General features: G+C 64.3%; 25 protein-coding genes, 1 pseudogene and 1 riboswitch. Of the genes and pseudogenes, 18 read left to right on the top strand and 8 right to left on the bottom strand.

Annotation, left to right across the window (positions count from 1 at the left end; genetic code table 11):
- Positions 1-23 precede the first annotated feature (23 nt).
- From pheA to IHV84_RS06695, 5 genes are all read left to right on the top strand, one after another.
- Positions 24-1,121, top strand: a complete 1,098-nt coding sequence (pheA, locus tag IHV84_RS06715) for a prephenate dehydratase (RefSeq protein WP_044398580.1) — start codon at positions 24-26, stop codon at positions 1,119-1,121.
- A 13-nt stretch (positions 1,122-1,134) separates the two neighbouring features.
- Complete coding sequence (locus IHV84_RS06710) at positions 1,135-2,019, top strand: prephenate dehydrogenase/arogenate dehydrogenase family protein (protein ID WP_066697951.1); 885 nt, start codon at positions 1,135-1,137, stop codon at positions 2,017-2,019.
- Entirely contained in the window at positions 2,020-4,050 is a 2,031-nt protein-coding gene (locus tag IHV84_RS06705) for a bifunctional 3-phosphoshikimate 1-carboxyvinyltransferase/cytidylate kinase (protein ID WP_198846285.1), read from the top strand. It begins immediately after the preceding gene.
- Between the two features lie 172 nt (positions 4,051-4,222).
- The gene (gene rpsA, locus IHV84_RS06700) at positions 4,223-5,908 is read left to right on the top strand and encodes a 30S ribosomal protein S1 (RefSeq protein WP_142080983.1); all 1,686 of its coding nucleotides are present in this window, start codon (positions 4,223-4,225) and stop codon (positions 5,906-5,908) included.
- Positions 5,909-6,033: 125 nt separating this feature from the next.
- The gene (locus IHV84_RS06695) at positions 6,034-6,354 is read left to right on the top strand and encodes an integration host factor subunit beta (RefSeq protein WP_066783860.1); all 321 of its coding nucleotides are present in this window, start codon (positions 6,034-6,036) and stop codon (positions 6,352-6,354) included.
- Positions 6,355-6,444: 90 nt separating this feature from the next.
- On the opposite strand, the gene IHV84_RS06690 is transcribed toward IHV84_RS06695, so the two are convergent.
- The gene (locus IHV84_RS06690; RefSeq protein WP_198846284.1) at positions 6,445-7,530 is read right to left on the bottom strand and encodes an IS630 family transposase; all 1,086 of its coding nucleotides are present in this window, start codon (positions 7,528-7,530) and stop codon (positions 6,445-6,447) included.
- 273 nt (positions 7,531-7,803) lie between these two features.
- On the opposite strand from IHV84_RS06690, the gene IHV84_RS06685 reads away from it, so the two are divergent.
- The 11 genes and pseudogenes from IHV84_RS06685 (at position 7,804) to IHV84_RS06635 (ending at position 17,827) form a co-directional block, all read left to right on the top strand.
- On the top strand, positions 7,804-8,124 hold the full coding sequence (locus IHV84_RS06685) for a lipopolysaccharide assembly LapA domain-containing protein (protein ID WP_198846283.1): 321 nt from the start codon (positions 7,804-7,806) through the stop codon (positions 8,122-8,124).
- Complete coding sequence (gene lapB, locus IHV84_RS06680) at positions 8,114-9,271, top strand: lipopolysaccharide assembly protein LapB (RefSeq protein ID WP_198846282.1); 1,158 nt, start codon at positions 8,114-8,116, stop codon at positions 9,269-9,271. Before IHV84_RS06685 ends, lapB begins: the two co-directional genes overlap by 11 nt.
- Before the next feature lie 52 nt (positions 9,272-9,323).
- Positions 9,324-9,725 (top strand): helix-hairpin-helix domain-containing protein, encoded by a 402-nt coding sequence (locus IHV84_RS06675; protein ID WP_198846281.1) that lies wholly within the window; start codon positions 9,324-9,326, stop codon positions 9,723-9,725.
- Between the two features lie 309 nt (positions 9,726-10,034).
- Positions 10,035-13,055: a monovalent cation/H+ antiporter subunit A gene (locus IHV84_RS06670; RefSeq protein ID WP_198846280.1), complete on the top strand. Its 3,021-nt coding sequence runs from the start codon at positions 10,035-10,037 to the stop codon at positions 13,053-13,055.
- Positions 13,055-13,402: pseudogene (locus IHV84_RS06665) on the top strand (Na+/H+ antiporter subunit C); the annotation flags it as partial. The gene IHV84_RS06670 and the pseudogene IHV84_RS06665, both read left to right, overlap by 1 nt.
- 131 nt (positions 13,403-13,533) lie before the next feature.
- Positions 13,534-15,252: a monovalent cation/H+ antiporter subunit D gene (locus IHV84_RS06660; protein WP_233099850.1), complete on the top strand. Its 1,719-nt coding sequence runs from the start codon at positions 13,534-13,536 to the stop codon at positions 15,250-15,252.
- A gap of 5 nt (positions 15,253-15,257) precedes the next feature.
- The gene (locus IHV84_RS06655) at positions 15,258-15,749 is read left to right on the top strand and encodes a Na+/H+ antiporter subunit E (protein ID WP_198846336.1); all 492 of its coding nucleotides are present in this window, start codon (positions 15,258-15,260) and stop codon (positions 15,747-15,749) included.
- Entirely contained in the window at positions 15,746-16,024 is a 279-nt protein-coding gene (locus IHV84_RS06650; protein ID WP_044398599.1) for a K+/H+ antiporter subunit F, read from the top strand. The genes IHV84_RS06655 and IHV84_RS06650 overlap by 4 nt, the downstream gene beginning before the upstream one ends.
- On the top strand, positions 16,021-16,401 hold the full coding sequence (mnhG, locus tag IHV84_RS06645) for a monovalent cation/H(+) antiporter subunit G (RefSeq protein WP_198846279.1): 381 nt from the start codon (positions 16,021-16,023) through the stop codon (positions 16,399-16,401). Before IHV84_RS06650 ends, mnhG begins: the two co-directional genes overlap by 4 nt.
- Positions 16,402-16,486: 85 nt before the next feature.
- Entirely contained in the window at positions 16,487-16,870 is a 384-nt protein-coding gene (gene crcB, locus IHV84_RS06640; RefSeq protein WP_066693595.1) for a fluoride efflux transporter CrcB, read from the top strand.
- 93 nt (positions 16,871-16,963) lie between these two features.
- Positions 16,964-17,827 (top strand): TIGR00730 family Rossman fold protein, encoded by an 864-nt coding sequence (locus IHV84_RS06635; RefSeq protein ID WP_198846335.1) that lies wholly within the window; start codon positions 16,964-16,966, stop codon positions 17,825-17,827.
- Positions 17,828-17,900: 73 nt separating this feature from the next.
- Here IHV84_RS06635 and cobO read toward each other — a convergent pair whose 3' ends face one another.
- The 7 genes from cobO to IHV84_RS06600 are packed head-to-tail and all read right to left on the bottom strand — an operon-like array spanning position 17,901 to position 25,189.
- Positions 17,901-18,470, bottom strand: a complete 570-nt coding sequence (gene cobO / locus IHV84_RS06630) for a cob(I)yrinic acid a,c-diamide adenosyltransferase (RefSeq protein WP_044398606.1) — start codon at positions 18,468-18,470, stop codon at positions 17,901-17,903.
- Positions 18,460-19,254 carry an ABC transporter ATP-binding protein gene (locus tag IHV84_RS06625; RefSeq protein WP_044398608.1) on the bottom strand — a complete coding sequence of 265 codons (795 nt, stop codon included), beginning with the start codon at positions 19,252-19,254 and terminating at the stop codon, positions 18,460-18,462. The genes cobO and IHV84_RS06625 overlap by 11 nt, the downstream gene beginning before the upstream one ends.
- A 44-nt stretch (positions 19,255-19,298) precedes the next feature.
- Entirely contained in the window at positions 19,299-20,360 is a 1,062-nt protein-coding gene (locus IHV84_RS06620; RefSeq protein ID WP_370541211.1) for a FecCD family ABC transporter permease, read from the bottom strand.
- Positions 20,357-21,316, bottom strand: coding sequence for an ABC transporter substrate-binding protein (locus IHV84_RS06615; protein WP_198846278.1), 960 nt, complete (start codon positions 21,314-21,316; stop codon positions 20,357-20,359). Before IHV84_RS06615 ends, IHV84_RS06620 begins: the two co-directional genes overlap by 4 nt.
- The gene (gene cobU, locus IHV84_RS06610; protein ID WP_198846277.1) at positions 21,313-21,906 is read right to left on the bottom strand and encodes a bifunctional adenosylcobinamide kinase/adenosylcobinamide-phosphate guanylyltransferase; all 594 of its coding nucleotides are present in this window, start codon (positions 21,904-21,906) and stop codon (positions 21,313-21,315) included. The genes IHV84_RS06615 and cobU overlap by 4 nt, the downstream gene beginning before the upstream one ends.
- Before the next feature lie 8 nt (positions 21,907-21,914).
- A complete protein-coding gene (locus IHV84_RS06605; protein ID WP_198846276.1) occupies positions 21,915-23,285 on the bottom strand; it encodes a cobyrinate a,c-diamide synthase in 1,371 nt (456 codons plus the stop codon).
- Between the two features lie 23 nt (positions 23,286-23,308).
- Entirely contained in the window at positions 23,309-25,189 is a 1,881-nt protein-coding gene (locus IHV84_RS06600) for a TonB-dependent receptor domain-containing protein (protein ID WP_198846275.1), read from the bottom strand.
- Between the two features lie 84 nt (positions 25,190-25,273).
- Positions 25,274-25,512: riboswitch (cobalamin riboswitch) on the bottom strand.
- 48 nt (positions 25,513-25,560) lie between these two features.
- On the opposite strand from IHV84_RS06600, the gene IHV84_RS06595 reads away from it, so the two are divergent.
- Together IHV84_RS06595 and IHV84_RS06590 are read left to right on the top strand one after the other, a co-directional pair.
- On the top strand, positions 25,561-25,794 hold the full coding sequence (locus IHV84_RS06595) for a hypothetical protein (RefSeq protein ID WP_044398618.1): 234 nt from the start codon (positions 25,561-25,563) through the stop codon (positions 25,792-25,794).
- Entirely contained in the window at positions 25,791-26,138 is a 348-nt protein-coding gene (locus IHV84_RS06590) for a cell division protein ZapA (protein ID WP_198846274.1), read from the top strand. The genes IHV84_RS06595 and IHV84_RS06590 overlap by 4 nt, the downstream gene beginning before the upstream one ends.
- Positions 26,139-26,382 lie beyond the last annotated feature (244 nt).

The following is a 26,382-nucleotide window of genomic DNA, read 5'->3' as shown; positions in this document are numbered from 1 at the left end:
GGCTGCCACCCACGCCCCCACCCATGAATACTCCGCAAGCATCCCCTGATCTCGCCAGCCTGCGCGTGCAGATCGACACCATCGACCAGCAACTGCTCTCGCTGCTGAACCAGCGGGCGCTGGTGGCCGAGCAAGTGGGCGAGGTCAAGAAGCGCGAAGGCACGCCATTCTTCCGGCCAGATCGCGTTGCCCAGGTCATTGAAAAGATCACCACAGCCAACCCAGGCCCACTCAAGGGCGCGCATGTGGCGGCCATCTGGCGCGAAATCATGTCGGCCTGCCTGGCGCTTGAATCGCCCCAGCGTGTCGCCGTGCTGGGGCCAGAAGGCACTTTCTGCGAGCAGGCAGCCATCGAGTTCTTTGGCGGCGCGGCCGACTTGATGTATTGCGCCAACTTCGACGAAGTCTTTCACGCCACCGCCGCAGGCAGTGCCCAGTACGGCGTGGTGGGCGTTGAAAACTCCACCGAAGGCGTGGTCACTCGTTCACTGGATTTGTTCCTGCACACCCCTACCCATGTGGTGGGCGAGGTGAGCTTGCTGGTGCGCCACAACCTGCTGCGCACTACCAATTCTCTGGACAACATCGAAGCGGTGTTGGCGCACCCCCAGGCCTTGGCCCAATGCCAGGCATGGCTTTCCAAGCACTTGCCGCATGCAGAGCGCCGCCCCGTCTCCAGCAATGCAGAAGGCGCACGCCTGGCCACCACCAATCCGGCCTGGGCCGCGTTGTCCAGCGAACGGGCTGCCAGTCAGTTTGGCTTGCACATCGTGTCGCACGCCATCCAGGACGATGCGTACAACCGCACGCGGTTTGCCATCATTTGCCTGCCGCACACGCTGCAGACCCCACCACCTTCCGGCAAAGATTGCACCAGCCTGATTGTTTCGGTGCCCAACCGGCCCGGAGCTGTGCATGACCTGCTGGTGCCGCTGAAGAACCATGGGGTATCCATGACTCGGTTTGAGTCGCGCCCCGCGCGCACCGGTCAGTGGGAATACTATTTCTACATCGACCTGGACGGGCATCCCGCACAGCCCCATGTAGGCCGGGCGCTGGAAGAACTGCGCAGCCTGTGCGCCTTCTACAAAGTGCTGGGTACCTACCCGGTCACTGCGTGAGGAGAGTCGATCCATGTTTGAACAACTGGGATTGATCGGCTGCGGCCTCATGGGCGGCTCCTTCGCCTTGGCGCTGAAAAAGGCCGGGCTGGTGAAGCGGGTCGTGGGGTACAGCAAGTCGCCTTCCACCACCGACCGGGCTCGCCAGCTCGGCGTCATCGATGTAGAGGCTCCCTCCGCCCTGCTCGCCGTAGCAGGCGCTGACATCGTGCTGGTGGCCGTGCCTGTGGCTGCGACCGAAGCCACGCTCAAGGCCATCAAGCATTTGGTCACACCTCAAATGCTGATCATGGATGTGGGTTCCACCAAGGCCGACGTGGTGCAGGCTGCACGGCGTGCGCTGCGTGATCAGGTGGGTTCCTTTGTGCCAGCACACCCCATCACTGGCCGCGAAGTGGCAGGGGTGGAACATGCAGACGCTGAGCTGTATTACGGCCGTCAGGTCATTCTGACCCCGACCGAACGCACACTCACCGCGCAGTTGCTGCAGGCGCAAGAAGTGTGGCAAGCCATTGGCTGCCGGGTGAGCAGCATGTCGCCTGAGTCGCATGACAGCGCTTTTGCTGCCGTCAGCCACCTGCCCCACCTGCTGGCATTCGCGATGATGAACACCCTCACCGGCCAGCCCGAGGGGGACGATTACCTGTCATTGGCCGGCCCTGGTTTCCGGGACTTCACACGCATCGCGGCTGGCGAGCCGAAGATGTGGCGCGACATCATGCTGGCCAACCGTGATGAGCTGCTGGCGCAATCCAAGCTCTTTCAGCAAGCGCTGGCGCAGCTGGAACAAGCCATCTCCAGTGGCAACGCCCAGGCACTGGAAGACATGCTCACCCTGGCCAGCGAAACCCGCGCCCACTGGCGCATGGGTGCACAACGCACATCCAAGCAACCTTAAATGTTCACTACCGCTTTCCTTGATCTCCCCGCGCTGGATGCGGCTGCGGGTGAAGTGCTGCTGCCCGGCTCCAAAAGCATCTCCAACCGGGTTCTTCTGCTCTCCGCTTTGAGCCTGGGCACCACCACGGTGTACGACTTGCTGGCATCAGACGACACGCGCGTCATGCTGGACGGCTTGCGCCAGATTGGTTGCGAAGTCGAAGAATCAGGTAGCACGGTGCGCATTACCGGCTTGGGTGGACGCAAGCCCGTGTCGCCCTGCAGCCTGTTCATGGGCAATGCAGGCACGGCCATGCGCCCACTGACCGCTGCGCTGGCGCTGCTGGGTGGCGAGTTTGAACTCTCGGGCGTGCCGCGCATGCACGAACGCCCCATTGGCGACCTGGTGGATGCCCTGCGGCAACTGGGCTGCCACATCGACTACCTGGGCAATCCCGGCTACCCTCCGCTGCGCATCGCGCACAGCAACGGAGTTCCTGCACTGGCACTGAACCATCCCATCCAGGTGCGTGGGGATGTGTCGAGCCAGTTCCTCACAGCGCTGCTCATGGCGCTGCCCTTGGTCGCCACCCAGACCGCTGTACACATTGAAGTGGTGGGAGAGCTAATCTCCAAGCCCTACATCGCCATCACCCTGCAGTTGCTGGCGCGGTTCGGCATTCAGGTCCACCACGACAACTGGCAGCGGTTCACCATCCCTGCAGGCAGCCAGTACCAGTCGCCCGGCAGCATCTACGTGGAGGCGGATGCCTCTTCTGCTAGCTATTTCATAGCACTTGGCGCAATAGCATCAAGCGCTGAAGCCTCAAACTCCATCAAGATTCAAGGCGTGGGGCTGGACTCGATCCAGGGCGACATCCGCTTTGTGGAAGCAGCCCAGGCCATGGGCGCCAAAGTCACCGGCGGCCCCAACTGGCTGGAGGTGCAGCGGGGTGCATGGCCCCTCAAGGCCATTGATCTGGACTGCAACCACATCCCTGACGCAGCCATGACCCTGGCCGTGATGGCGCTCTACGCCACGGGCACCACCACCTTGCGCAACATTGCCAGCTGGCGCGTCAAGGAAACCGATCGTATTGCGGCCATGGCCAATGAGCTGCGCAAGCTGGGGGCCACCGTGCAGGAAGGCGCCGATTACATCCAGATCACGCCACCTGCCAGCGCTGAGCACTGGAAAGCCGCAAGCATCCACACCTATGACGACCACCGGGTGGCAATGTGCTTCTCACTGGCGACCTTCAACCCCGCCCAGTTGCCGGTGCGCATTGAAGACCCCAAATGCGTGGCCAAGACTTTTCCGGATTACTTCGAGGCCTTCCTCGGCACCGCTGTGCTGCCCGCTCAGCGCATTCCAGTGATCTGTATTGACGGCCCTACCGCTTCCGGCAAGGGCACCGTCGCGGCAGAAGTTGCCAAGCGCCTCGGGTACCACTTTCTCGATTCTGGGGCCATGTACCGCATCACGGCCTACGCAGCACTCCAGGCGGGCTTGGTGATTGATCCAGCCCATGAAACAGCCATCGCCCAATTGGCCAAGAGCTTGCCAGTGCGCTTTGACGGTGGCCGTGTTTATCTGGGCAATGAAGACGTGACCGATGCTATCCGCACCGAAGAGGCGGGCATGAACGCATCACGCGTGTCTGCCCTGCCCTCTGTTCGCACGGCGCTGGTAGACCTGCAACACGGCTTCCAGCGCCTGCCCGGTCTGGTGGCAGACGGGCGCGACATGGGCACCGTGATCTTCCCAGACGCCCCTTTGAAGGTGTTTTTGACTGCCAGTGCAGCCTGCCGGGCCGAGCGGCGGTATAAACAGTTGATTTCAAAGGGTTTTCAAGCTAACATCGACGACCTTCGTGCCGATTTGGAAGCGCGCGACGCACGGGACAGTTCCCGCAGCGTGGCTCCTCTCAAGCCAGCGCAAGATGCTTTGGTCCTGGACAACTCCACTTTGACGATTGAACAAGCCGTCAATCAGGTGATGAACTGGTGGCTGGAGCGTCAACCTTTCGCAGCCCCTGCGCAAGGCTGACAAGGCGGGTCGCAAGGCCCTGCCAAGCCCATTCCGCCCCTACCGCGCGTCAGCGCACAGGCGGTTTGGTTTTTTAACTTAACCCGCGGTCACACCGCAAAAAACCACCGCAAGCAGCTATAAAAACGGTAGCAATGGTGCTACCGGAATCCTGTTTGTGGCAAGGAAACACATGTCCGAATCTTTTGCCGCCCTTTTTGAAGAATCCTTGCAGCGTACGGAAATGCGCCCAGGCGAAGTCATCACCGCTGAAGTCGTGCGCGTTGAGCACAACTTCGTGGTCGTGAACGCCGGCCTCAAGTCCGAAGCCTACGTGCCGCTGGAAGAGTTCAAGAACGACAAGGGCGAAGTTGAAGTCCAAGTCGGTGACTTCGTTTCGGTGGCCATCGGCTCCATCGAAAACGGTTACGGCGACACCATCCTGTCGCGTGACACCGCCAAGCGTCTGGCTTCCTGGATGAGCCTGGAAAAGGCCCTGGAATCCGGCGAATTCGTCACTGGCACGACCAGCGGCAAGGTCAAGGGCGGCCTGACCGTTCTGGTCAACGGCATCCGCGCATTCCTGCCCGGTTCGCTGATCGATACACGTCCGATCAAGGATCTGACGCCGTACGAAAACAAGACCATGGAATTCAAGGTCATCAAGCTGGACCGCAAGCGCAACAACGTGGTGCTGAGCCGCCGCGCTGTGGTGGAAGCTTCCATGGGCGAAGAACGCGCCAAGCTGATGGAAACCCTGAAAGAAGGCTCCATCGTTCAAGGCGTGGTCAAAAACATCACCGAATACGGTGCATTCGTGGACCTGGGCGGCATCGACGGCCTGCTGCACATCACCGACATGGCATGGCGTCGCGTGCGTCACCCATCCGAAGTGGTGACCGCTGGTCAGGAAATCACTGCCAAGATCCTGAAGTTCGACACCGAAAAGAACCGCGTGTCCCTGGGCCTGAAGCAAATGGGCGACGACCCATGGATGGGCGTGAACCGCCGCTACCCCCAAGGCACTCGCCTGTTCGGCAAGATCACGAACATTGCCGACTACGGCGCGTTCGTCGAACTCGAACCCGGCATCGAAGGCCTGGTGCACGTGTCTGAAATGGACTGGACCAACAAGAACATCGCTCCCGCCAAGCTGGTTTCGCTGGGCGACGAAGTCGAAGTCATGGTTCTGGAAATCGACGAAGACAAGCGCCGTATCAGCCTGGGCATGAAGCAGTGCAAGGCCAACCCATGGCAAGAGTTTGCTCAGGAAACCAAGCGCGGTGACCGCGTGAAGGGCCCGATCAAGTCCATCACCGACTTCGGCGTGTTCGTGGGTCTGGCTGCCGGCATCGACGGTCTGGTGCACCTGTCCGACCTGTCCTGGAACGAGCCCGGCGAAGCCGCTGTTCGCAACTACAAGAAGGGCCAGGAAGTCGAGGCGATCGTGCTGGCCGTGGACGTGGACCGCGAGCGTATCTCCCTGGGCATCAAGCAGCTCGACGGCGACCCGTTCACCACCTTCGTGACGGTGAACGACAAGGGCCAGACGGTGACCGGCAAGGTCAAGACCGTGGACGCCCGTGGCGCTGAAATCGACCTGGGCGACGACATCGTCGGCTACCTGCGCGCTTCGGAAATCTCCCGCGACCGCGTGGAAGATGCCCGCAATGTGCTGAAGGAAGGCGACGAAGTGACAGCCGTGGTGGTGAACGTGGATCGCAAGACCCGCAACATCCAGCTGTCGATCAAGGCCAAGGACCAAGCTGACCAGCAAGAAGCCATGGCCAGCCTGAGCCAGCAATCGAGCCGCGAAAGCGCCGGCACGACCAGCCTGGGCGCCCTGCTGCGCGCGAAGCTGGACAATTCGGAAAAGTAAAGCCGCTTCTGGCCGGGTAACCGGCCAGCTGGCAACATCGGGCGCACAAGTGCCCGCCGCTCGGGAAACCTCAAATTTCCCGGCGTGGTGGGTTTCTTATGCGCCCGTTCTCATTGGATAACGCGATGCCCCAAGACTCCATGACCCGCTCTGACCTCGTCGAAGAACTGGCCGCCCGCTTTGGCCAACTCACGCACAAGGACGCTGAATTCGCCGTCAAGACCATCCTGGACGCCGTGGGCGAAGCCTTGGTCAAAGGCCATCGGATCGAGATTCGGGGCTTTGGCAGTTTTTCCGTCAATCACCGCCCTCCTCGCATGGGCCGCAATCCCCGCAGCGGCGAAGCCGTGGCGATCCCTGAAAAGCGCGTACCCCACTTCAAGCCAGGCAAAGCCCTGCGCGAAGCGGTAGACCAGCGCACCCAGCCCCTCGACGTGCAACCTTGAGCAGCCCCAAGAACCTGTTCAAAGATCAGCGCTGCGAAAACCACACGCGGTACGGGCAGTCCGGCAAAGCGCGGCAGATCTGGCACGCCGCTAGTGTCCTGAGTTAGAAATTCGCAGACAAAATCTCTCGATACTCGCCAGGATGTCATCGGCAGACTTGACCCACGCGAACGGTTTGGGATCTGAATTGTTCAACTCCAGGTATTGGTGGATTGCCTGCTCAAGCTGTCTTGTCGATCGGTGTGTGCCGCGACGGATGCACTTCTCGGTCAGGGTTGCAAACCAACGCTCCACCTGATTGAGCCAGGACGCGGAGGTGGGCGTGAAGTGCACGTGGAACCTGGGATGTCTTGCAAACCATGCCTTGACCGCAGGGGTCTTGTGCGTGCCGTAGTTGTCCATCACCAAATGCACATCCAACTGGGCTGGCACATTCGCTTCAATGGAGCGCAGGAACTGCAAAAACTCCGTGCTGCGATGGCGCCGGTGTAACTCTCCAATCACTTGGCCCGTGGCAATGTCCAGTGCCGCAAACAGCGTCGTCGTTCCATGGCGCATGTAGTCGTGGGTTCTGCGCTCAGGGATGCCCGGCATCAGCGGCAAGATCGGCTGTGTGCGGTCCAATGCCTGTATTTGACTCTTCTCATCCACGCACAACACCATCGCCTTGAGTGGCGGGTCCATGTACAGGCCGACAATGTCGCGGACCTTTTCGACAAAAAACGGATCACTGGAGAGTTTGAACGTCTCCTGGCGGTGCGGCTGCAAACCGAAAGCCCGCCAGATTCGACTCACAGCCGTCTGTGACATGCCCATTGCGCGGGCCATGGTGCGGCTACTCCAGTGAGTCGCGCCAACTGGCACAGACTCCAGCGTCTTGGCGATCACTGCATCGACGCGCTCATCTTCAATCGTGCGCGGAGCGCCAGGGCGCGGCGCATCCAGCAAACCCTCCAAGCGCAGTTCAACAAAACGGCCCCGCCACTTGGAAACCGTCTGCTGCGTGACCCGCTGGCGCGCTGCCACCACCTTGTTGTCCAGGCCCTCAGCGCACGCGAGCACGATGCGCGCGCGCAGGGCCAAGGCCTGCGCGGTCTTACGGCGCTTGGTCAACGCAATCAATTGCTCTCGCTCCGTTGCGCTCAACACCAATGGAGTCTTTGGTCTTCCGCTCATGGCCACCTCGTCGTGTAACACCCTACACGAATGATTGCCATCAGGGAAAATAATTCAATGAATTTTTAACTCAGGACACTAGCATGCCACCGCATGGCAGGTAAGCAGCATCAAAATTCATAGCACCTCGCGCTTTATTCACGGGCGCTGCAGGCAATTTCTATTAAATTTTGAGCATTCATACTTCTCCACAGCGCTCGAAAATAACGCTGAGGCGGCCCAGACAGTCAGCCCAGGCGCTGCACGTAGAATCTCCGCACCACCGGGGACACCATGAAATACCTGCTGTGGCTGCTGAAAGCGGCCATTTTCTTTACCCTGTTTGCGTTTGCGCTGAACAACCAGCAAGACGCCACCGTTCACTTCTTCTTTGGCACGCAATGGCGGGCGCCACTGGTGTTGGTGGTGCTGACTGCGTTTGCAGCGGGGCTGGTCACCGGGGTGCTTGGCATGGTGCCGCGCTGGTGGCGGCATCGCAACATCGCGCTGAAGGCGCAGCAAACGGCGGCAACCACGCCCCCAGCACAGACCACAGCGTCTGCTCCAGCAGTTCCCCCTGCACCTAACGAATACCCGCCCGTTCATGGAATTTGATGCAACCTGGATGCTGCTGGGGCTGCCCTTGGCCTTTGTGCTGGGCTGGCTGGCCTCGCGGTTCGATCTGCGCCAGCTGCGTGCAGAAAACCGCAGAGCCCCGAAGGCCTACTTCAAGGGCCTGAACTTTCTGCTGAACGAGCAGCAGGACCAAGCGATTGATGCCTTCATCGAGGCCGTGCAGAACGACCCCGACACCTCGGAACTTCACTTTGCGCTGGGCAACCTGTTTCGCCGCCGTGGTGAGTACGACCGGGCGGTGCGTGTGCACGAGCACCTGCTCTCGCGTGGCGACCTGACACCGGCCGACAGGGAACGTGCCCAGCACGCCCTGGCCCTTGATTTTCTGAAGGCCGGCTTGCTCGACCGCGCCGAGGACGCCCTCAACCGCCTGGAGGGCACGCCCTTCGAGGCCCAGGCACGGCTTGCCTTGCTGGCCATTTACGAACGTTCACGCGACTGGTCGCACGCAGCCAGCATTGCTCAAAAAATGCATGCAGCAGACCAGGGTGACTTCAGCACCCGACAAGCCCATTACCTCTGTGAGCAAGCCCTGGCGCTGAGCGTGCAAGGTGATCGTGCAGGTGCGAAGGCGCTGCTTGAACAAGCCATTGCGGCTGCGCCCGACGCTGCCCGGGCCCGCATTGAGTTGGCACGGCTACAGCAACTGATGGGCCAGCCGGATGCCGTGCTGGCCACCCTGCAGACGCTGGGCGAACGGGCACCCGCCGCCCTGCCCTTGGCCGCCCCGCTGCTGGTGGAGGCTGGCAACGCCACTGGCCGCCAGGCCGAAGTGCATGCACGGCTGGTAGCACACTACGAGCAATCGCCCAGCCTGGATGTTCTGGAAAGCATCGTGGCCATGGAAGCCGCCAATGACGCCACCCAAGCCACCGCGCGGGTGAGGTATGTGCAGCACCTGGACAAGGAGCGCTCCCTGGTCGCGGCGGCCAAATGGTTGTCGACAGAGAAGCTGGAACATGAAGAATTCCACCCACAGATCCAGCGCGCTCTGGAACATGCGGTGAAACCGCTGACTCGCTACCGCTGCGCCGCCTGTGGTTTTGAAGCCCGCCAGCATTTCTGGCAATGCCCCGGTTGCCAGACTTGGGACAGCTACCCCGCACGCCGGGTGGAAGAACTCTGAGCCCGGCGTACCAGCACGCTCCTTGTCAGTTTTCGTTTTCAGGCCGATCACCATGCTCAAAAAACTCTTTTTCTGCATCGCTTTCTTTTTTGCCGCCGTGGCCTTTGCTGCCGTGGATGTCAACCAGGCCACCGAGGCAGACCTGGACGGCATCAACGGCATTGGCCCGGGCTTGTCCCAACGGATCCTGGCCGAACGCGAGAAGGGCGAGTTCAAAGACTGGGCTGACTTGATTGAGCGCGTCAAAGGTATCGGCGACAAGACGGCAACCAAGTTCTCGGCAGGCGGGCTGACCGTACAAGGCAAACGCTTCAATGCGGCAGCCTGGGCCAGGGCACAAGCCAAAGCCAAGAACAAAGAAGGTACAGCACCACGGCAGACACCAACCAAAAGTGCTTCGCCCGCAAGTCAGGCCGCCGATCCTGCAAGCCAGCAACCTGCTGCGCAGCCCTAGCCCTGAGCTCAGGGCGTAGCAGCCCTTACTGCGTCAAAAGAAAGCCTCGCTCCTTTCCGCGAGGGTTACGAGAGGGTGCGTGCGACGCGGTGCGCGCAGCTTCGCAGTGCCGTGACTGCTCGGGCGGAGCAATGGCCCAAGCCCATACCGCCCTATTTTTTCAGTGCGAATGCCTACCTTATTGATCCGGCAGGCTTTATTCGTAAACCTTGCTCGGGCTGAGGTGTCGAAGCCCCTCGACGGGCTCAAGTTGAACGGCATCGGGACTCTGCAATAAACCGTGCCGGATCAATATAGAATGGGCCGCGCATGTCTTTGACCACCCTCGTACTCCTCCCATTCATTGGCAGCCTGCTGGCTGCCATCCTGCCGACCAATGCGCGGAACACCGAGTCCACCTTGGCGGGTCTCCTCGCGGTGTTTTGCGCCATCCAGGCGGCTCTGTACTTTCCAGACATTGCCAATGGCGGCGTGCTGATTCAGCACATTGAATGGATTCCCCAGCTGGGGCTGAACCTGACGCTGAGGCTGGACGGGTTTGCCTGGATGTTCTGCTTGCTGGTTCTGGGGGTGGGCAGCCTGGTGGTGCTCTATGCGCGCTACTACATGTCGGCGGCCGACCCGGTGCCGCGCTTCTTCTCGTTCTTCCTTGCCTTCATGGGCTCCATGGTGGGCGTGGTGCTGTCGGGCAACCTGATCCAGATCGCACTGTTCTGGGAACTGACCAGCCTGTTCTCATTTTTGCTGATTGGGTATTGGCACCACCGCAAAGACGCCAGGCGAGGCGCCCGCATGGCGCTCACGGTCACCGGCACGGGCGGGCTGTGCATGCTGGCGGGGATGCTGGTGCTCGGCCACATCGTGGGCAGCTATGACCTGGACACAGTGCTGGCCTCGGCCGCCAAAATCCAGGCGCATCCGCTGTACCTCACGGCGCTGGTGTTGATTTTGATGGGCGCACTCACCAAGAGCGCGCAGTTCCCCTTTCACTTCTGGCTGCCGCGTGCGATGGCTGCGCCCACCCCCGTGTCGGCGTACCTGCACTCGGCCACCATGGTCAAGGCGGGGGTTTTTTTGCTGGCACGGCTGTGGCCGGTGCTCAGCGGCACCGAGCCCTGGTTCTGGCTGGTGGGCGGTGCGGGCTTGTGCACCTTGCTGATTGGCGGCTATGCGGCCATGTTCCAGAACGACCTCAAAGGGCTGCTCGCCTATTCGACCATCTCCCACCTGGGCCTCATCACCCTGCTGCTGGGCCTGAACAGCCCGTTGGCCGCCGTGGCCGCCGTGTTCCACATCATGAACCACGCCACCTTCAAGGCGTCGCTGTTCATGGCCGTGGGCATCATTGACCACGAAACCGGCACGCGCGATATCCGCCGCCTGTCGGGCCTGCGCAGCATGATGCCCATCACCGCCACGCTGGCCATGGTGGCCAGTGCCGCCATGGCGGGGGTGCCGCTACTCAACGGCTTTTTGTCCAAAGAGATGTTCTTTGCCGAAGCCGTGCTGGTAGACGCCACCCCCTGGTTGCAGTGGCTGCTGCCCGTGGCCGCCACGGTGGCGGGCATGTTCAGCGTGGCCTATTCACTGCGTTTCACGGTAGACGTGTTTTGGGGCCCACGCGCCACCGATCTTCCCCTCACGCCCCACGAGCCCCCGCACTGGATGCGCGTGCCCGTGGAACTGCTGGTACTGGTGTGCGTGATTGTGGGCACGCTGCCCGCATGGTCGGTCGGCGCCTTCCTGGCAGCGGCAGCACGGCCCGTGGTGGGCGGCGACTTGCCTGAATACAGCCTGGCCATCTGGCATGGGGTGAACATGCCGCTGGTGATGAGCCTGGTGGCGCTGGCAGGCGGAATCGTGCTGTATGCCCTGCTGCGTTGGCAGCGCGCCAAAGGCATGCTGGACGCCCCACCGCTGATGCACCGGATTGACGGCGAACGCCTGTTTGCGGGGGGCCTCGCACGCCTGAGCCTGGGCGGGCGCAATGGCCGCCGCGCCCTGTCCACCAAGCGGCTTCAGTGGCAGATGCTGTGGCTGGTTGCAGCCGCCGTGGTGGCCAGCAGCTGGCCGCTTTGGTTGCGCGGCCTGCACATTGGCAACCGCGCTGGCCTGCCACTGTCGCCCGTCTTTGCGGTGCTTTGGGTGATTGGCGGCACCTGCGCTTTGGCGGCCGCATGGCAGGCCAAATACCACCGCCTGGCGGCCCTGACGCTGGCCGGGGCTGCGGGGCTTTGCGTGTGCATCACGTTCCTGTGGTTCTCTGCGCCCGACCTGGCACTCACACAGATCGTGGTGGAGGTGGTCACCACCATCCTGATCCTGCTGGGACTGCGCTGGTTACCCAAGCGTGACGAAAATCTGCGCCCCTCCTCCCAGGCGCAGGAGCGACGCACCCTGCTGCGCCGCTGGCGTGACATGGCCCTGGCCATAGCGGCCGGCGGGGGCATGACGGTGCTGGCGCTGGCCATGATGAGCCGCCCCTTCCCTGAAAGCACTTCCACCTTCTTCCTGGAGCGGGCACTGAGCGAGGGCGGTGGCACCAACGTGGTCAACGTGATGCTGGTGGACTTCCGGGGCTTCGACACCTTCGGAGAAATTGTCGTGCTGGGCATCGTGGCCCTCACGGTGTATGCCCTTCTGCGGCGCTTCCGGCCCGCGCGTGAGGTCATGGACCTGCCACCGCAACAGCGCGCCCTGCCGCCGGATGTGGCCACCGACCTGGCCAACCCGCGCCAGACCGCCGACACCGCTGTGGGCTATTTGACCGTGCCTGCCGTGTTGGTGCGGCTGCTGCTGCCCTTTGCCACCTTGGTGGCGGTCTACCTGTTCATGCGCGGGCACAACGAGCCGGGCGGCGGCTTTGTGGCCGGGCTGCTGTTTTCGGTAGCGCTGCTGCTGCAATACATCGTTTCAGGCACAACCTGGGTGGAAGCCCATCTGGCGCTCTACCCCCGCCGCTGGATTGGCACCGGCATGCTCGTGGCCCTGGCCACGGGGCTGGGCTCCTGGTGGTTTGGTTATCCGTTCCTGACCAGCCACACCGCCCACTTCTACTGGCCGTGGGTGGGCGAGGTGTACATCGCCAGCGCCTTGTTCTTTGACATCGGCGTGTTCACACTGGTGGTGGGATCCACCCTGCTCATCCTCACGGCCATTGCCCACCAATCGGTGCGCAGCCACCGATTCCACGCGCGCTTGCAGGCAGACGAAGCCGAGGCCGCCGAAGCTGCATCCACAAGTACAACGACAGTTCCACCGATGGATTCACCGGTTGCGCCCACAGCGGCCCGCACGCCCTTCACACCCCATCCCCAAGGAGGCCAATGATGGAAATGGTTTTGGCCCTGGCCATCGGGGTACTCACTGGTTCGGGTGTCTGGCTGCTGCTGCGTCCCCGCACCTTCCAGGTCATCATGGGTCTGGCGCTGCTGTCCTACGCGGTCAATTTGTTCATCTTCAGCATGGGGCGGCTGGGCCTGGCCATCGGCAAGGAGCCTGTGCTGCAGCCCGGCCTGCCGCAAGACCTGGCGCACTATGCCGACCCCATGCCCCAGGCGCTGGCCCTCACGGCCATCGTCATCGGCTTCGCCATGACGGCCCTTTTCCTGGTGGTCTTGCTGGCATCGCGCGGCCTGGCGGGCACCGACCATGTGGATGGCACACACGCCGAAGATGCAGGCGACTGGCATGACTCCTACCAAGACTCGTACCACGACGCCCTTCCTCGCTCCACCCCAGCGGGGCAAGGGCAAGGCACGCCGCAGCCCTCTCCTTCCGGGCTAGCCAGCCCCGGAGGGCGCCAGCCATGAACGCCGTCCTCTCTTTCGTGGCCTCGCACTGGATGCCGCACCTCATCCTGGTTCCCATCGTGCTGCCACTGCTGACGGCGGGGCTGATGCTGTTGCTGCGCGAAGAGCAGCAGCGCAGCAAGGTGGCCCTCAACCTGGGCTCCACCGCGCTGGGGCTGCTGGTCACGGTGCTGTTGCTGCTGCAGGCCAAGCAACCGGGCATGCCGGGCAGCCTGGGCATCTACCTGCCGGGCAACTGGCCGGCGCCCTTTGGCATTGTGCTGGCGCTGGACAGGCTCTCGGCCATGATGCTGGTGCTGTGCTACAGCGTGGCACTGGCCGCAGCCGCCTACGCCAGCGCACGCTGGCACCGGGCCGGTGTGCATTTTCATCCCCTGTTCCAGCTACAGCTGATGGGGCTGGCCGGGGCGTTTCTCACGGCAGATCTGTTCAACCTGTTCGTGTTTTTCGAGATCATGCTGGCCGCTTCGTACGGCCTGCTGCTGCACGGTTCGGGCCGCCCGCGCGTGTCTGCGGGCCTGCACTACATCGCCATCAACCTCGCGGCGTCTTCGCTGTTCCTGATCGGCGCGTCCATGCTGTATGGCATCACCGGCACGCTCAACATGGCAGACCTTGCCCGCAGCATCGCCGGCGTGGCCAGCACCGACCGGGGGCTGCTGCACGCTGCCTGCGCCATTCTGGGCGTGGCCTTTCTCATCAAGGCAGCCCTGTGGCCGCTCAACTTCTGGCTGGTGCCCGCCTACAGCGCCGCCACCGCCCCAGTAGGCGCACTGTTTGCGCTGATGACCAAGGTGGGCGTGTACGTCATCCTGCGCCTGTGGACCTTGCTGTTCAGCCCCGATGCCGGCCCCTCGGCCCAGTTCGGCAGTGCCTGGCTGGTGGGTGGCGGCATGGTGACCATGGCATTTGGCGCGGTGGGCATGCTGGGCTCGCAGCGGCTGGGGCACCTGGCGGGCTTTGCCGCCATCAGTTCATCGGGCACGCTGCTGGCGGCCGTGGGCATGGGCCACAACCAGCTCACCGGGGGCCTGCTGTACTACCTGCTCAGCTCCACCGTGGCCGTGAGTGCGCTGTTCCTGCTCACCGACCTGATTGAGCGCTGGCGCAACGACGGCTTCAGCGTGGCCCCCTATGAACGCAAGGACGACGCCCCCTTCCTCTCGGCCGACCTGGTGCACAGCGCCTCTGCGCCGCTGGACGACGATGAACAGGAAGTGATCGGCGAGGTCATTCCCGCTGCGGCCGCATTTCTGGGGCTGGCCTTCATCACCTGCACGCTGGTGGTCGCAGGACTTCCGCCGCTGTCGGGCTTCATCGGCAAATTTGCGCTCATCCACGCCCTGCTCAACCCGCTGGGCCTGGGCGCCGCGGGTGCCCCGCTGGCCATGAGCAGCTGGGTCATGGTGGGGTTGATGCTGGTGTCGGGCCTGTTCGCCCTGGTGGCGCTCACACGGGTGGGTGTCTTGCATTTCTGGTCGGCCCACGACCGCGCTGCACCCAAGCTGCTGGTAATGGAAGGCCTACCAGTGGCCCTGCTGGTGCTGATGTGCGCAGCCCTGGCCTGGAAGGCCGGGCCCGTGCTGCGCTACACCGAGGCCACCGCCAACGCGCTGCATGCACCGGCGGGTTACATCCGTGCCGTCATGTCTGCCCAGCCCGTTCCCAACCCCACGGCCGCACCCGCAGGGTCGCAGCAAGAAACCAGGCCATGAAACGCATCGTCCACGCCCTCTTGCCCACGCCCGTGCTGTCTATCGCGCTGCTGGTGCTGTGGCTGCTGCTCAACCGTTCGATGAGTGCAGGGCACATCTTGCTCGGCACGCTGCTGGCCCTGGCCATTCCCCGCCTCACGGCCGGTTTGCGCCCGCTGCCAGTGCACATCCACAGCCCTTGGGCAGCGTTCAAGCTGGCCTGCACGGTGGTGGTTGATACCACCCAGTCCAACATGGCCGTGGTGCGGCTGCTGCTGCGGCCCAGTTCCCGAAAGCACTCGGCGCGTTTTGTGCGCATTCCCCTGGAGATGCGCGACCCCAACGCCCTGGCAACGCTGGCCATGATTGTCTGCATCACCCCAGGCACCGTCTGGGCAGAGCTGGCGCTGGACCGCAGCGCCCTGCTGCTGCATGTGCTGGAGGTGGACGACCCCGAGGCCGTCATCGCCCATGTCAAGCAGCGCTACGAACGCCCCCTCATGGAGATTTTTGAATGACCCCCGTGCTGCAATGGGCCCTGCCGCTGGCCCTCATCATGCTGGCGCTGGCCATGGGTTGCGCGCTGCTGCGCATGCTCAAAGGCCCCTCGGCCCAAGACCGCGTGCTGGCGCTGGACTGCATGGCGCTGAACGGCATGTTGCTCATGCTGGTGCTGGGCTTGCACTACAGCAGCAAGAACTACTTTGAAGCCGCCCTTCTGCTGGCGCTGCTGAGTTTTGTGAGCACCATGGCCATGGCCAAATTTCTGCTGCGTGGCGAGGTGATCGAATGAGCCCCGCTGCCGTGGCTGCCCTGCCCCTGTGGGCCGAATGGCTGGTGGCGGCGCTGGTGCTGCTGGGCGCCGGGTTGGCGCTGCTGGGCACCATCGGCCTGCTGCGCCTGCCCACCTTCTTCGAGCGGGTGCACGCACCGGCCATCATCTCGACGCTGGCCTGCTGGTGCATTGTGTGGGGTTCAGTGCTGTACTTTTCGATGGAAAGCGGCGAGCTGGCGCTGCACGCCCTGCTGATTGCCGCCTTCGTGTCCATCACCGTGCCGGTGAGCACGATTTTTCTGATGCGTGCGGCGCTGTTTCGTGCGCGGCAGGCCAATGACAACGTGCCCCCCAACCTCAGCGCCCCGACCGGTAGCCCCCGCAAAAGCTCCTGATTTGATAGCACCTTGCGCTTGATGGACGAGCTTGCAGCCCGAAATTGTGCTGAATCCACCCCCGCTTGAGCACTAGAATCGCGCCATGATCGCTCCCCTTGCCATTTGCATCGGTGCCAGCCTGGGTGCTCTGGCCCGCTGGCGCCTGGGGTTGTGGCTCAGCCCCGGCGGGTTGATCCCCTGGGGCACCTTGGTGGCCAACCTCATCGGGGGTTACCTCATTGGTGTGTGTGTGGCCGTGTTCCAGGCCCTGCCCCAGCTGGACCCGGCCTGGCGCCTGGCGCTGGTCACCGGCTTTCTGGGCGCGCTCACCACCTTCTCCAGCTTTTCTGCCGAAGTGGTGGGCATGCTGCAGCAGCAGCGCTACCTGCTGGCCCTGGGCACCGCCGCTGCTCACTTGCTGGGCTCACTGCTGCTCACCATCGTCGGGCTGCACAACGCTACATTCTTGATAGCAGATCGCGCTTGATACACCTGCCTTGACGCCACTTTTCACTATCAAAACAGGCCGCGCGCCAAAGCACTCGCCATTCCTTTTGTGACCCTATCCGACGCCAAGACCATGGAAGCCAACACCCAACTCAACGAACGCCGCCTGGCCGATGCCTGGGCAGAGCTGCACGCACACACCACCAACGGAAACCCGCTGCAAGCCGACGCCAATCGCATTGCTTTTGCTGACCCTGAATTCCTCTTCCGCCGGGAAACGCGCGGCATCCGTTTCCAGCTCGAAATGCTCAAGCCCGACCTGGGGCAGGCCGAAGCAGGCATTGAAAGCACCGTGGTGGTGTTCGGCAGCGCCCGGTTTGTAGACCCGGAGACAGCCCAGCAGCGCTTGACCGATGCCGAGGCCAGCGGCGACGCAGCCCGCATCGCACTGGCCAAGCGCGACGTGCGCAACGCCCGCCATTACGACCTGGCACGCCAGTTCTCACGCCTGGTGGCGCAATACAGCAATGGCAAGCCTGAAGCCGAACGCCTGTACATCTGCACCGGCGGCGGCCCCGGCATCATGGAAGCGGCCAATCGCGGCGCGCACGACACGGGTGCCATGAACGTGGGCCTGAACATCGCCCTGCCCCATGAGCAAAACGGCAACCCGTACATCACGCCGTCGCTGTCCTTCAAGTTCCACTACTTCGCCCTGCGCAAGATGCACTTCATGATGCGCGCCAAGGCGCTGGTGGCCTTCCCCGGCGGTTTTGGCACGCTAGACGAGTTGTTTGAAGTGCTCACGCTGGTGCAAACCGGCAAAGCCAAACCGGTGCCCATCGTGCTGTTTGGCACGGCCTTCTGGAAGAAGCTCATCAATTTCGAAGCCATGGTCGAAGAAGGCACGATCTCGCCCCAAGACCTGGGCCTCTTCCTCTATACCGATGACCCGCAAGAAGCCTGGGATTTCATCAAGGGGTTCTACGGGCTGTAAAAAAGCCTGTTGACGGTCACTGGCCCGCACCGGCACCGCACCAGGCTGCCGGGTGCGAAGACGAAACCTCAGCTCAGTCCTCAATGCCGCGCTGTGCCGGCACGCCTGCCTTGAAGGCGTGCTTGATGAGCTTCATCTCGGTCACTGTGTCAGCCAGCTCGATGATCTCTTCGGGGCAGCGGCGGCCGGTGAGCACCACGTGCACGTCCTTGGGCCGGTCGCGCAGGGTTTGCAGCACGCCTTCCAGCGGCAGCCAGCCGTAAATCAGCGGGTAGGTGATCTCATCGAGCACCACCATGAAATGCTCGCCCCCCATGATGGTGGCGCGGGCCTTTTCCCAGCCGTCGCGGGCGAGTTGGGCGGAATGTTCCAGGTCCTGGCTCTTCCAGCTGAAGCCGTCGCCCAGCCCTTCGATGGGGATGCCGATCTGCTCGAACATGCGGTGCTCGCCAAAGCGGGCGGTGGGCACTTTCATGAACTGGTAAATCTTGACGGCCTTGCCCCGGCCATGGGCGCGCAGGGCCAGGCCAAAGGCGGCCGTGCTTTTGCCCTTGCCATCGCCCGTGTTGACGATGATGAGGCCACGGCGTTCGCCCTCGGGTTTTTCGTAGCGCTTTTCTGTGGGGGCGGCTTCAATTTGCATGGGATGGGTTCTCGTTCAAATCAGGGGAAGGCGGCGCAGCCGCGGGATGCAGTCGCGGCAGCGCCATCCATTGCCCGGCCACGCTGTGGATGGCAATGCGGTGGTCAAACACGCGCTCTACGGCGCGGTGTGTGTCGGGGTCTGCCGCGGCGCCGTGGTGCACGATGCGCCCGCGCGCCAGCACGGCCACATGATCCGCCTGCAGCGCCATCGATACCTCGTGCAGCACGCTCACCACCGTCTTGCCTTCGGCCACCAGGGCGCGCACCAGCAGCAGCCAGTCGGCCTGGTGGGGGGGGTCGAGGTTGGCCAGGGGTTCGTCCATCAGCAGCACCTGCGCCTGCACGGCCAGGGCGCGGGCCAGCAGCACGCGCTGACGCTCGCCGCCCGAGAGGCCGCCCAACGTGCGCTGGCGCCAGTCCCACGCGTGGGTGGCGCGCAGGGCTTGCTCTACTGCGGCGTGGTCGGCGGCACTGGGCGGGGCCAGCCAGGGCTGGTGCGGCAGGCGGCCCAGCATGGCCACGTCATACACCGTGAGGTCGTCCGCCGCCGCTTCGTTCTGCCCCAGCCACGACAGCGCCCGCGCCTTGTCGCGCCGGGGCCAGTCGGCCAGCTCACGGCCCAGAAGGTGCACCGTACCGGTGTGCGGCATCAGCCCCGCCAGTGCGCGCAGCAGGGTGGATTTGCCGGCGCCGTTGGGGCCGACGATGCTCGTCCAGCACCCCGCCAGCACGGGCAGGTGAATGTCTTGCAGTACAGGGCACGGACCGACGCTAGCGCCCATCTGGTGGGCATGGATAGCTATCAATTGAGGAGCATGCAACGTGGTCACAGCACGCCCCCTTGGCCGGTGCGCCGGTGCATCAGCCACAACAGGTAGCCGCCGCCCAGCACGGCGGTGAGCACGCCCACCGGCAGCTCTTGCGGGGCAATCACCCAGCGGGCCAGCACGTCGGCGCCCATCAGCAACACGCCGCCCATCAGGCTGGCCAGCAACACCAGCCAGGCGTGGGTGACTTTGGCCATGGAGCGCACCAGGTGCGGCGCGGCCAGGCCCACAAAGGCGATGAGCCCGGTTTGCGCCACGGCCGTGCCAGTGGCCAGGGCCAGCACCACCACCAGCGCCAGGCGCATGGGGGCCAGCGGCAGGCCCAGGCTGGCGGCCGTGGCCTCGCCCAGGCTCAGCCCATCCAGTGCACGGCTGAACACCCACGCAGCCAAGGCGCACACGCACCAAGCCGCTGCCATCAGCACGCAAGACGCCCAGCCAATGAAGCCCGCACTGCCCAGGTTAAAGCCCTGCATGGACGGAATGATGTCGGGCGCGGCCAGCGTGATGAGGTCTTTGACGGCGCCCAGCACCACGCCCACGATCACGCCGGCCAGCAGCAGCCGCAGGGTGTGCTGCACGCCCCGCGCCAGTTGCAGCGTGAGCAGCACGGCCAACACGGCGCCCACAAAGGCTGCGCCCGTCAGGCCCAGCTTGGCAAGCCACACCGTGGCAGGCGCCACGCCAAACAACGCCAGGGCCGAGGCCACACCCAGCGATGCGCCCGAGGCACTGCCCAGCAAGAACGGGTCGGCCAGCGGGTTGCGAAACAGCCCCTGTGCCACGGCGCCTGCCAGGCCCAGCAAGGCCCCCGCCAGCCAGGCGCCCAGGCTGCGCGGCAGGCGAATGTCCCACACGATGCGAGCGGCCAGGGGGTCGTCGGCCACGCGCAGCACGCTATCAAAACCCGTGCTGCCCACGCTGGCGCCCAACCCCGCCAGCAACACGGAAAGCGCCATCAAGCCCAGCAACAGCCAGGCCGCGCGCTGGCGTGCCGTGGCAATGCGGGCGTGGGGCGTGGGGCTGCGGGCAGCGGCTGGGGGCATGGTGGATTCGCTCATGGCCGGGCCGCCGTTGGCTTGGGTTGGCGGGCCATCTTGTCGTTGATGCACTGGGCCATCAGCCGAGTCGCCTCGGCCATGCGGGGGCCGGGGCGCACCACGGTGTCTGAATCGTCAGGCCCAAACACGCACACGCGCTGCTCGCGCACAGCCTTGATGGTGTCCCACCCCGGGTACGGCACCATGCTTTGCATGCTGCGGTTGCCCATCATGATGAGGTCGGGGTTGGCGCGCACCACAAACTCGGGGTTCAGGCGCGGAAACGGCCCGAGCGATGCGGGCACGATGTTCTTCACGCCCAGGCGCGTGAGCGTCTCGCCAATGAACGACGACTCGCCCGCGCCGTAGGGGCCCCGGCTCACTTCAAAGTACACGCGGGTGTTGCGCGCCTCGGGCGCCAGGCTCTGGGCGGCGGCAGACACAGCGGCATCGATCACGCGCCACACCTTGCGCGCGGCATCGTCCGGCTGGCCGAGCAGGCGGGCCATGGTGGCCAGCACGCGCTGCACGTCGGCATGGGTCTTGGGCTCCAGCGTGACGACTTTTACGCCCAGCGCCTCCAGCCTCTCGCCCGCGCGGGATGAGACGGACATCACCACCACGTCGGGCCGCAGGGCCACGATGGCCTCGATGTTGGGGTCCAGCCCACCGCCCACCTTGGGCAGCTTTTGCACGCTGGCGGGGTAATTGGAATAGCGGTCCACACCCACCAGGCGGTGACACTGGTCCAGCGCGCAGACGGTTTCGGTCAGCGATGGCAGCAGGCTGACGATGCGCTGTGGCGCCTGTGGCAAAGCCACGGTGCGGCCCCGGTCGTCTGTGACGCGCACGCCCGTGGCAGCGGGCGATGCATTCGCCGCAGCGCCCTGCGCGCGCGCCAGTGACACCATCAGCACCAGCAAAAACAGCACGATGGCCAGCACCATCAGAATGCGGCGCACGGGGGTGGGTTTCATCGCAAGGGTTCTTTCAAGGTCAGGGGCAAGCCAGCCGCCATCAGCGTGACGCGTTCGCACGCCTGCGCCACTTGCTGGTTGAGCACGCCCAGCGCATCGACAAAGGCACGCACTTCGCGGCCCATGGGGATGACGCCCAGGCCAATCTCGTTGCCCACCAGCACCACAGGGCCTGGGGCTTGCTCAATCGCTATTAAAAAGTGAGCTGCTTGCGCTTTCCAGTCAAGCGCCAGAGCCTGTTTTTGCTTTAAATCCAGAGCCTCATCGCCTGCAGGCATGAGCCAGTGGGTCAGCCACAGCGTGAGGCAGTCCACCACCACCAGCGTGTGCGCCGTGCTGTGCTGCGCCAGTGCGGTGGCCAGGTCGCGGGGTTCTTCCAGCGTTTGCAGGCCGGGCACGCGCTCGGCCCGGTCGCGCTGGTGGCGGGCAATGCGCTCGCGCATCTCGCCGTCCCACGGCTGGGCGGTGGCGATGAGCAGGGCGTGGTGCGCGGGCGATTGGGCCAGCCAGTCACGCGCCAGCAACTCGGCACGGCGGGACTTGCCGCTTTTCTGGCCGCCGAGGATCAGCTCAGAGCGGCTGACTTGCATGGCGCGGCTCACGCAGCCACCCCACCCAGCAGCCGCGCCACCGCCAGCGAATTGGAGGGGAACCAGGCGTGGAAGTAGCTGGCGTGGATGCTGCCCAGGCGGTACAGCGCCTCGCCCGCACCGGCGGCCACGGGCTCATCGGGCCGCGAGGTGCGCGACACCACGGGGGCATCGCTTTGCACGGTGGAATAGTGGAAGGTGTGCCCACGCAGCGTGTGCCCGTCCACCACCAGTTGCTGCGGGCCCAGTGCGGCCAGGCGCTTGTGCACCGTGACATGGCCGGGCAGCAGGCCCCACACGGGGTGCTGGGTGCCATCGGTATGGGTGATGGATTCGAACAGCGCCATCATGCCGCCGCACTCGGCCCACAGGGGTTTGCGCTGCAGCACATGGGCCATCAGGCTGGCCTTCATGCCGGTATTGGCTGCGATGCGGTCGGTGTGCAGCTCGGGGTAGCCGCCGGGCAGCCACACGGCGTCGCATTCGGGCAAGGCGGCATCATCCAAGGGCGAGAAGAACACCACGCGCGCGCCCAGTTGCTCCAGCGTTTGCAGGTTGGCCGCGTAGGTAAAGCAAAACGCAGCATCACGCCCCACGGCCACGGTGCGGCCCGCAAGCAAGGTGGGTACAGGCGTTGTGTTGTCAGGCACAGGGAAGTCCACCGCCCAGCGCTGCAGGTCTTGCGCGGTCATCTGGCCCAGCGGGGTGGCGGCCAAGGCATCGGCCGCAGCGTCCAGGCGCTGGGCGCTGTCGGCCAGCTCGTGTGCCGCCACCAGGCCCAGGTGGCGCTCGGGCAGCAAGGCGGCGCCCTGTTTGCTGGCGGCGGGGGCATCGCCATGGCTCACGCGCATCAGCGCGCCCATCCAGTCGGCGCTGTCGCGCAGGCCATCGCGCAGCATCTGCGCATGCCGCTCGCTGCCCACGCGGTTGGCCAGCACACCCGCCCAGGGCATGCCGGGGCGGTAGTGCTGCAGGCCAAAGGCCAGCGCGCCAAAAGTGCCCGCCATGGCCGATGCATCGACCACCGCCAGCACCGGCACGCCAAAGTGCTGTGCCAGGTCGGCCGCGCTGGGGGTGCCGTCGAACAGGCCCATCACGCCTTCGATGAGGATGAGGTCGTTGCTTTGCGCCGCCGCATGCAGGCGCTGGCGGCAGTCGGCCTCGCCATTCATCCACAGATCCAGCTGGTGCACCGGCTGGCCGCTGGCGAGCTGGTGCCAGTGCGGGTCCAGAAAGTCTGGCCCGCACTTGAACACCTGCACGCGAAGACCCCGGCGCGCATGCAGCCGCGCCAGCGCCGCCGTCACCGTGGTCTTGCCCTGCCCCGAGGCCGGGGCGGCAATCAGCAAAGCGGGGCAGCGGGCGGCGGGCTGTGTCATGGCATTCCAGGGCGATGGTGTGGTCACTGGGGAGCCCACTTCAGGCCCACAAACAGCGTGCGGCCGGGCGTGGCATAGGTGCGGGCCAACTGGTAGTCCTTGTCGGCCAGATTGTCCACGCGGGCCAGCAGGGTGTAGTCGCGCGCAATGCGGGTGCTGGCGTACAGGTTGACCAGGGTGTAGCCGCCCAGCACGTTGGTGTTGGCCACCGTGTCAAAGCGGCGGCCCGAGGCCTGCACCTCGGCCCCCAGCGTCCAGCCAGCCCATTGCGCATCAGCCCCGAAAGTGCCGTGGTGCTTGGCGCGGCGGGCCAGTTGCTTGCCGGTATCGAGGTCACGCGGGCGCTGCACATCAAGCGAGCCGTGCAACTGCACGGAGCCGATGCGGTGCGAGGCTGCGAAGGTCACGCCCTTGTATTCGGCGCGGGCCGTGTTGGCATAGCAGCCAAACGTGGAGGCACAAGGCCCTGCCCCGGCGAACGAAATCAGGTCACGCACCCGGTTGCGAAACGCCACCACCGAGAAGCTGCTGCTGCCCTGGGCATAGCGCAAGCCCAGCTCGGCGTTGCGCGCGGTTTCAGGGCTCAGTGAAGCCACGCCGTACTGGCTGAAGCGCTGGTACAGCGTGGGCGCACGGAAGGCCGTGCCCACCGATGCCGTGGCGCGCCACTGGGGCGTGATGGCGTAGCCATAGGCCACGCTGCCGGTGCCCTTGCCACCAAACTCGCTGTCTTCGTCGTGGCGCAGGTTCACCTGCACCGTGTGCCCACCGGCGTTGTAGCCATAGCCCAGCGCCACACCGTTTTGCGAGCGGTCGCGGTCGATGGGGTTGTTCTCCAGGTGGTCTTCGCGGCGCTCCAGTGCTGCCGTCAGCTGGTGAGCACCATGGCGCCATTCGTTCTGGAACAGGTAGCCGCGCAGGCGCGTGTCCGACAGGTAGACCGAGGGCTTGGTTTCGTATTCGTCGCGCGAATCGGTCACGCTGAACTTGGTTTTGTAGGCGCTGCTCCACTGTGCCTGCCAATGGAGGCCCAGCGCATGCATGGTGTGCAGGGCGCGGTCATCCTTGCCCAGGCCACTGTCGTAGCCGCTGTTGGTGTCGCCCACCATCAGCGTGCCTTCGAGGCGGTGCACGCTGTTGAGCTGCACGCCCACGCGGGCATTGCCAGCGGTATTGCGGTAGCCATCCTTGTCAGGGTTCTGGCCAGCGATGGGGCGGGCGTTGAAGCCATCGCTCTCGTCACGCAGCAGGCCCAGTGCGTAGTCCACGGTGCCACTGGCACCGCTGACACCAGCTTCGAGCTTGGTGGTGCCCCGGTTGCCTACGCCCACGGAGACAAACGGCGCAAAGCCCTTCTCACCGCGTTTGGTAAAGATCTGGATCACACCGCCCAGGGCGTCCGAGCCGTACACCGCGCCTGCCGGGCCGCGCAGCACTTCGATGCGGTCAATCAGTCCGAGCGGAATGGATTCCCACGCGGCGCCGCCGGTGGATTGCGAGTCCATGCGCACACCATCGATGTACACGGCGGTAAAACGTGATTCGGCACCACGCAAAAAGAGGCTGGTGGTCGTGCCAGGGCCGCCATTGCGGGACATTTCCACCCCGGGCAGACGGGCCAGCAAATCACCAAGGCCTGTGGCGCCACTGCGTTCAATGCTGTCGCGGTCCACGATGGACACATCGGCCACCAGGTCGGACAACGGTTGCGCAGTGCGCGTGGCGGTCACCACGGTTTCAGACAAAGCGGGCGCGCGCAGGTTCTGCGCCAGCAGCGCGGAATCTGCCATGTTGACCTGGGCCTGGGCCGTGAAAACGCACAGCCCTGCACAGGCCAAAGCCAGCCGACGGGGGCGCAAGAACGACAACGCCTGGGTGCGGGCGCGCGGTGTGAAGTACTTCATGATGGGAACGCAATCATCAAATAACCCGTGCCGGCCTCCCCGCCAGCGTCTGGGTGATACGGCTGCGCAGCGTCTTTTATCAACGCTGGCAACCACCATGTTGGCCGGTATCCGGGCTGGCAGAGCACCCTCCAATGCCTTCCCAGGGCTTGTTCAAGGCTCCCAGTGGCGTGTGAGTGGAGAGGGGATCGGGCGATCCGTCTGCTGACCGTTGCGGGGGCAGCGCAGGTGGGGCTTGCCACGGCGGTGGGGTTACCTTCCTGCTTCCCGTTGAACTGCAGTCTGTGAACCAGCCTGCGAGCACCAACCGTCGGATTTTAGAACCTTGCGGCACCCCGTCCCAAAAAGACAACCCTACAATTGCGATCTCTATGGCTGAACCCTCCACCACCGACCAGATCGCCGAGCGTGTCGAGCGCCTGCTCTTGCGCCACGCCGAGTTGCAACGCACCAATGCCTTGTTAGCAGATCAGGTCAGCGCCCTGACGCAGGAACGCGACTCCCTGAAATCGCGCCTGAACGCGGCTCGCGCCCGGATTGACGCACTGCTCGAGCGGCTGCCTGCCAACGCCCCTGCCACCCCTGTCCACAAGGACGCCGAATGAAGCAAATCGAGGTCCAAATCCTGCAGCAAAGCTACCTGCTGGCCTGCCCAGACGGACAGGAATCACGTTTGCTGGACGCCGTGGAACGGGTGGACACGGCCATGACCCGAATCCGCGATGCAGGCAAGGTGCGTGCACGCGAGCGCATTGCTGTATTGGCGGCGTTGAACCTGGCTTTTGAAGTGGCCGACCGTGATGCCGCCGCAGCCCAGGCAGCCGCGCAACCTGCGCCAGCCGCTGCACCCACCTCTGCAGTCGCTCCAACTGAAGAAGATACATTGCGCCTGCAGAGCTTGCTGGGTCGGCTGGACCAAGCCCTCGGGCAAGACGGACAGTTGTTGTAACTCCCTTCCAGCTGGGTGAGGCCATCGCTACGCGGTGCACTCCCCCCCCGCGCCACCCTCACAGGGGTGATGCCCCATGGGCTTGAAGATGGGCACGCACCAGCGACCTGACCCGAGCGCCCGCCACGGTACTGCCTATCCTCCTGCAGGGCGATAGCCAAGCGCCTACAATGCAAGGGTCTGCGGTGCTGCCGGGCTTTATATTTCCTTGAACCAATGCTCACTGAGCACGGGCTTGGTACAT

Source organism: Acidovorax sp. IB03, assembly GCF_016406015.1.
Classification (GTDB): Bacteria; Pseudomonadota; Gammaproteobacteria; order Burkholderiales; family Burkholderiaceae_C; genus Acidovorax; species Acidovorax temperans.
This window is presented reverse-complemented; position numbering and strand designations above follow the sequence as displayed.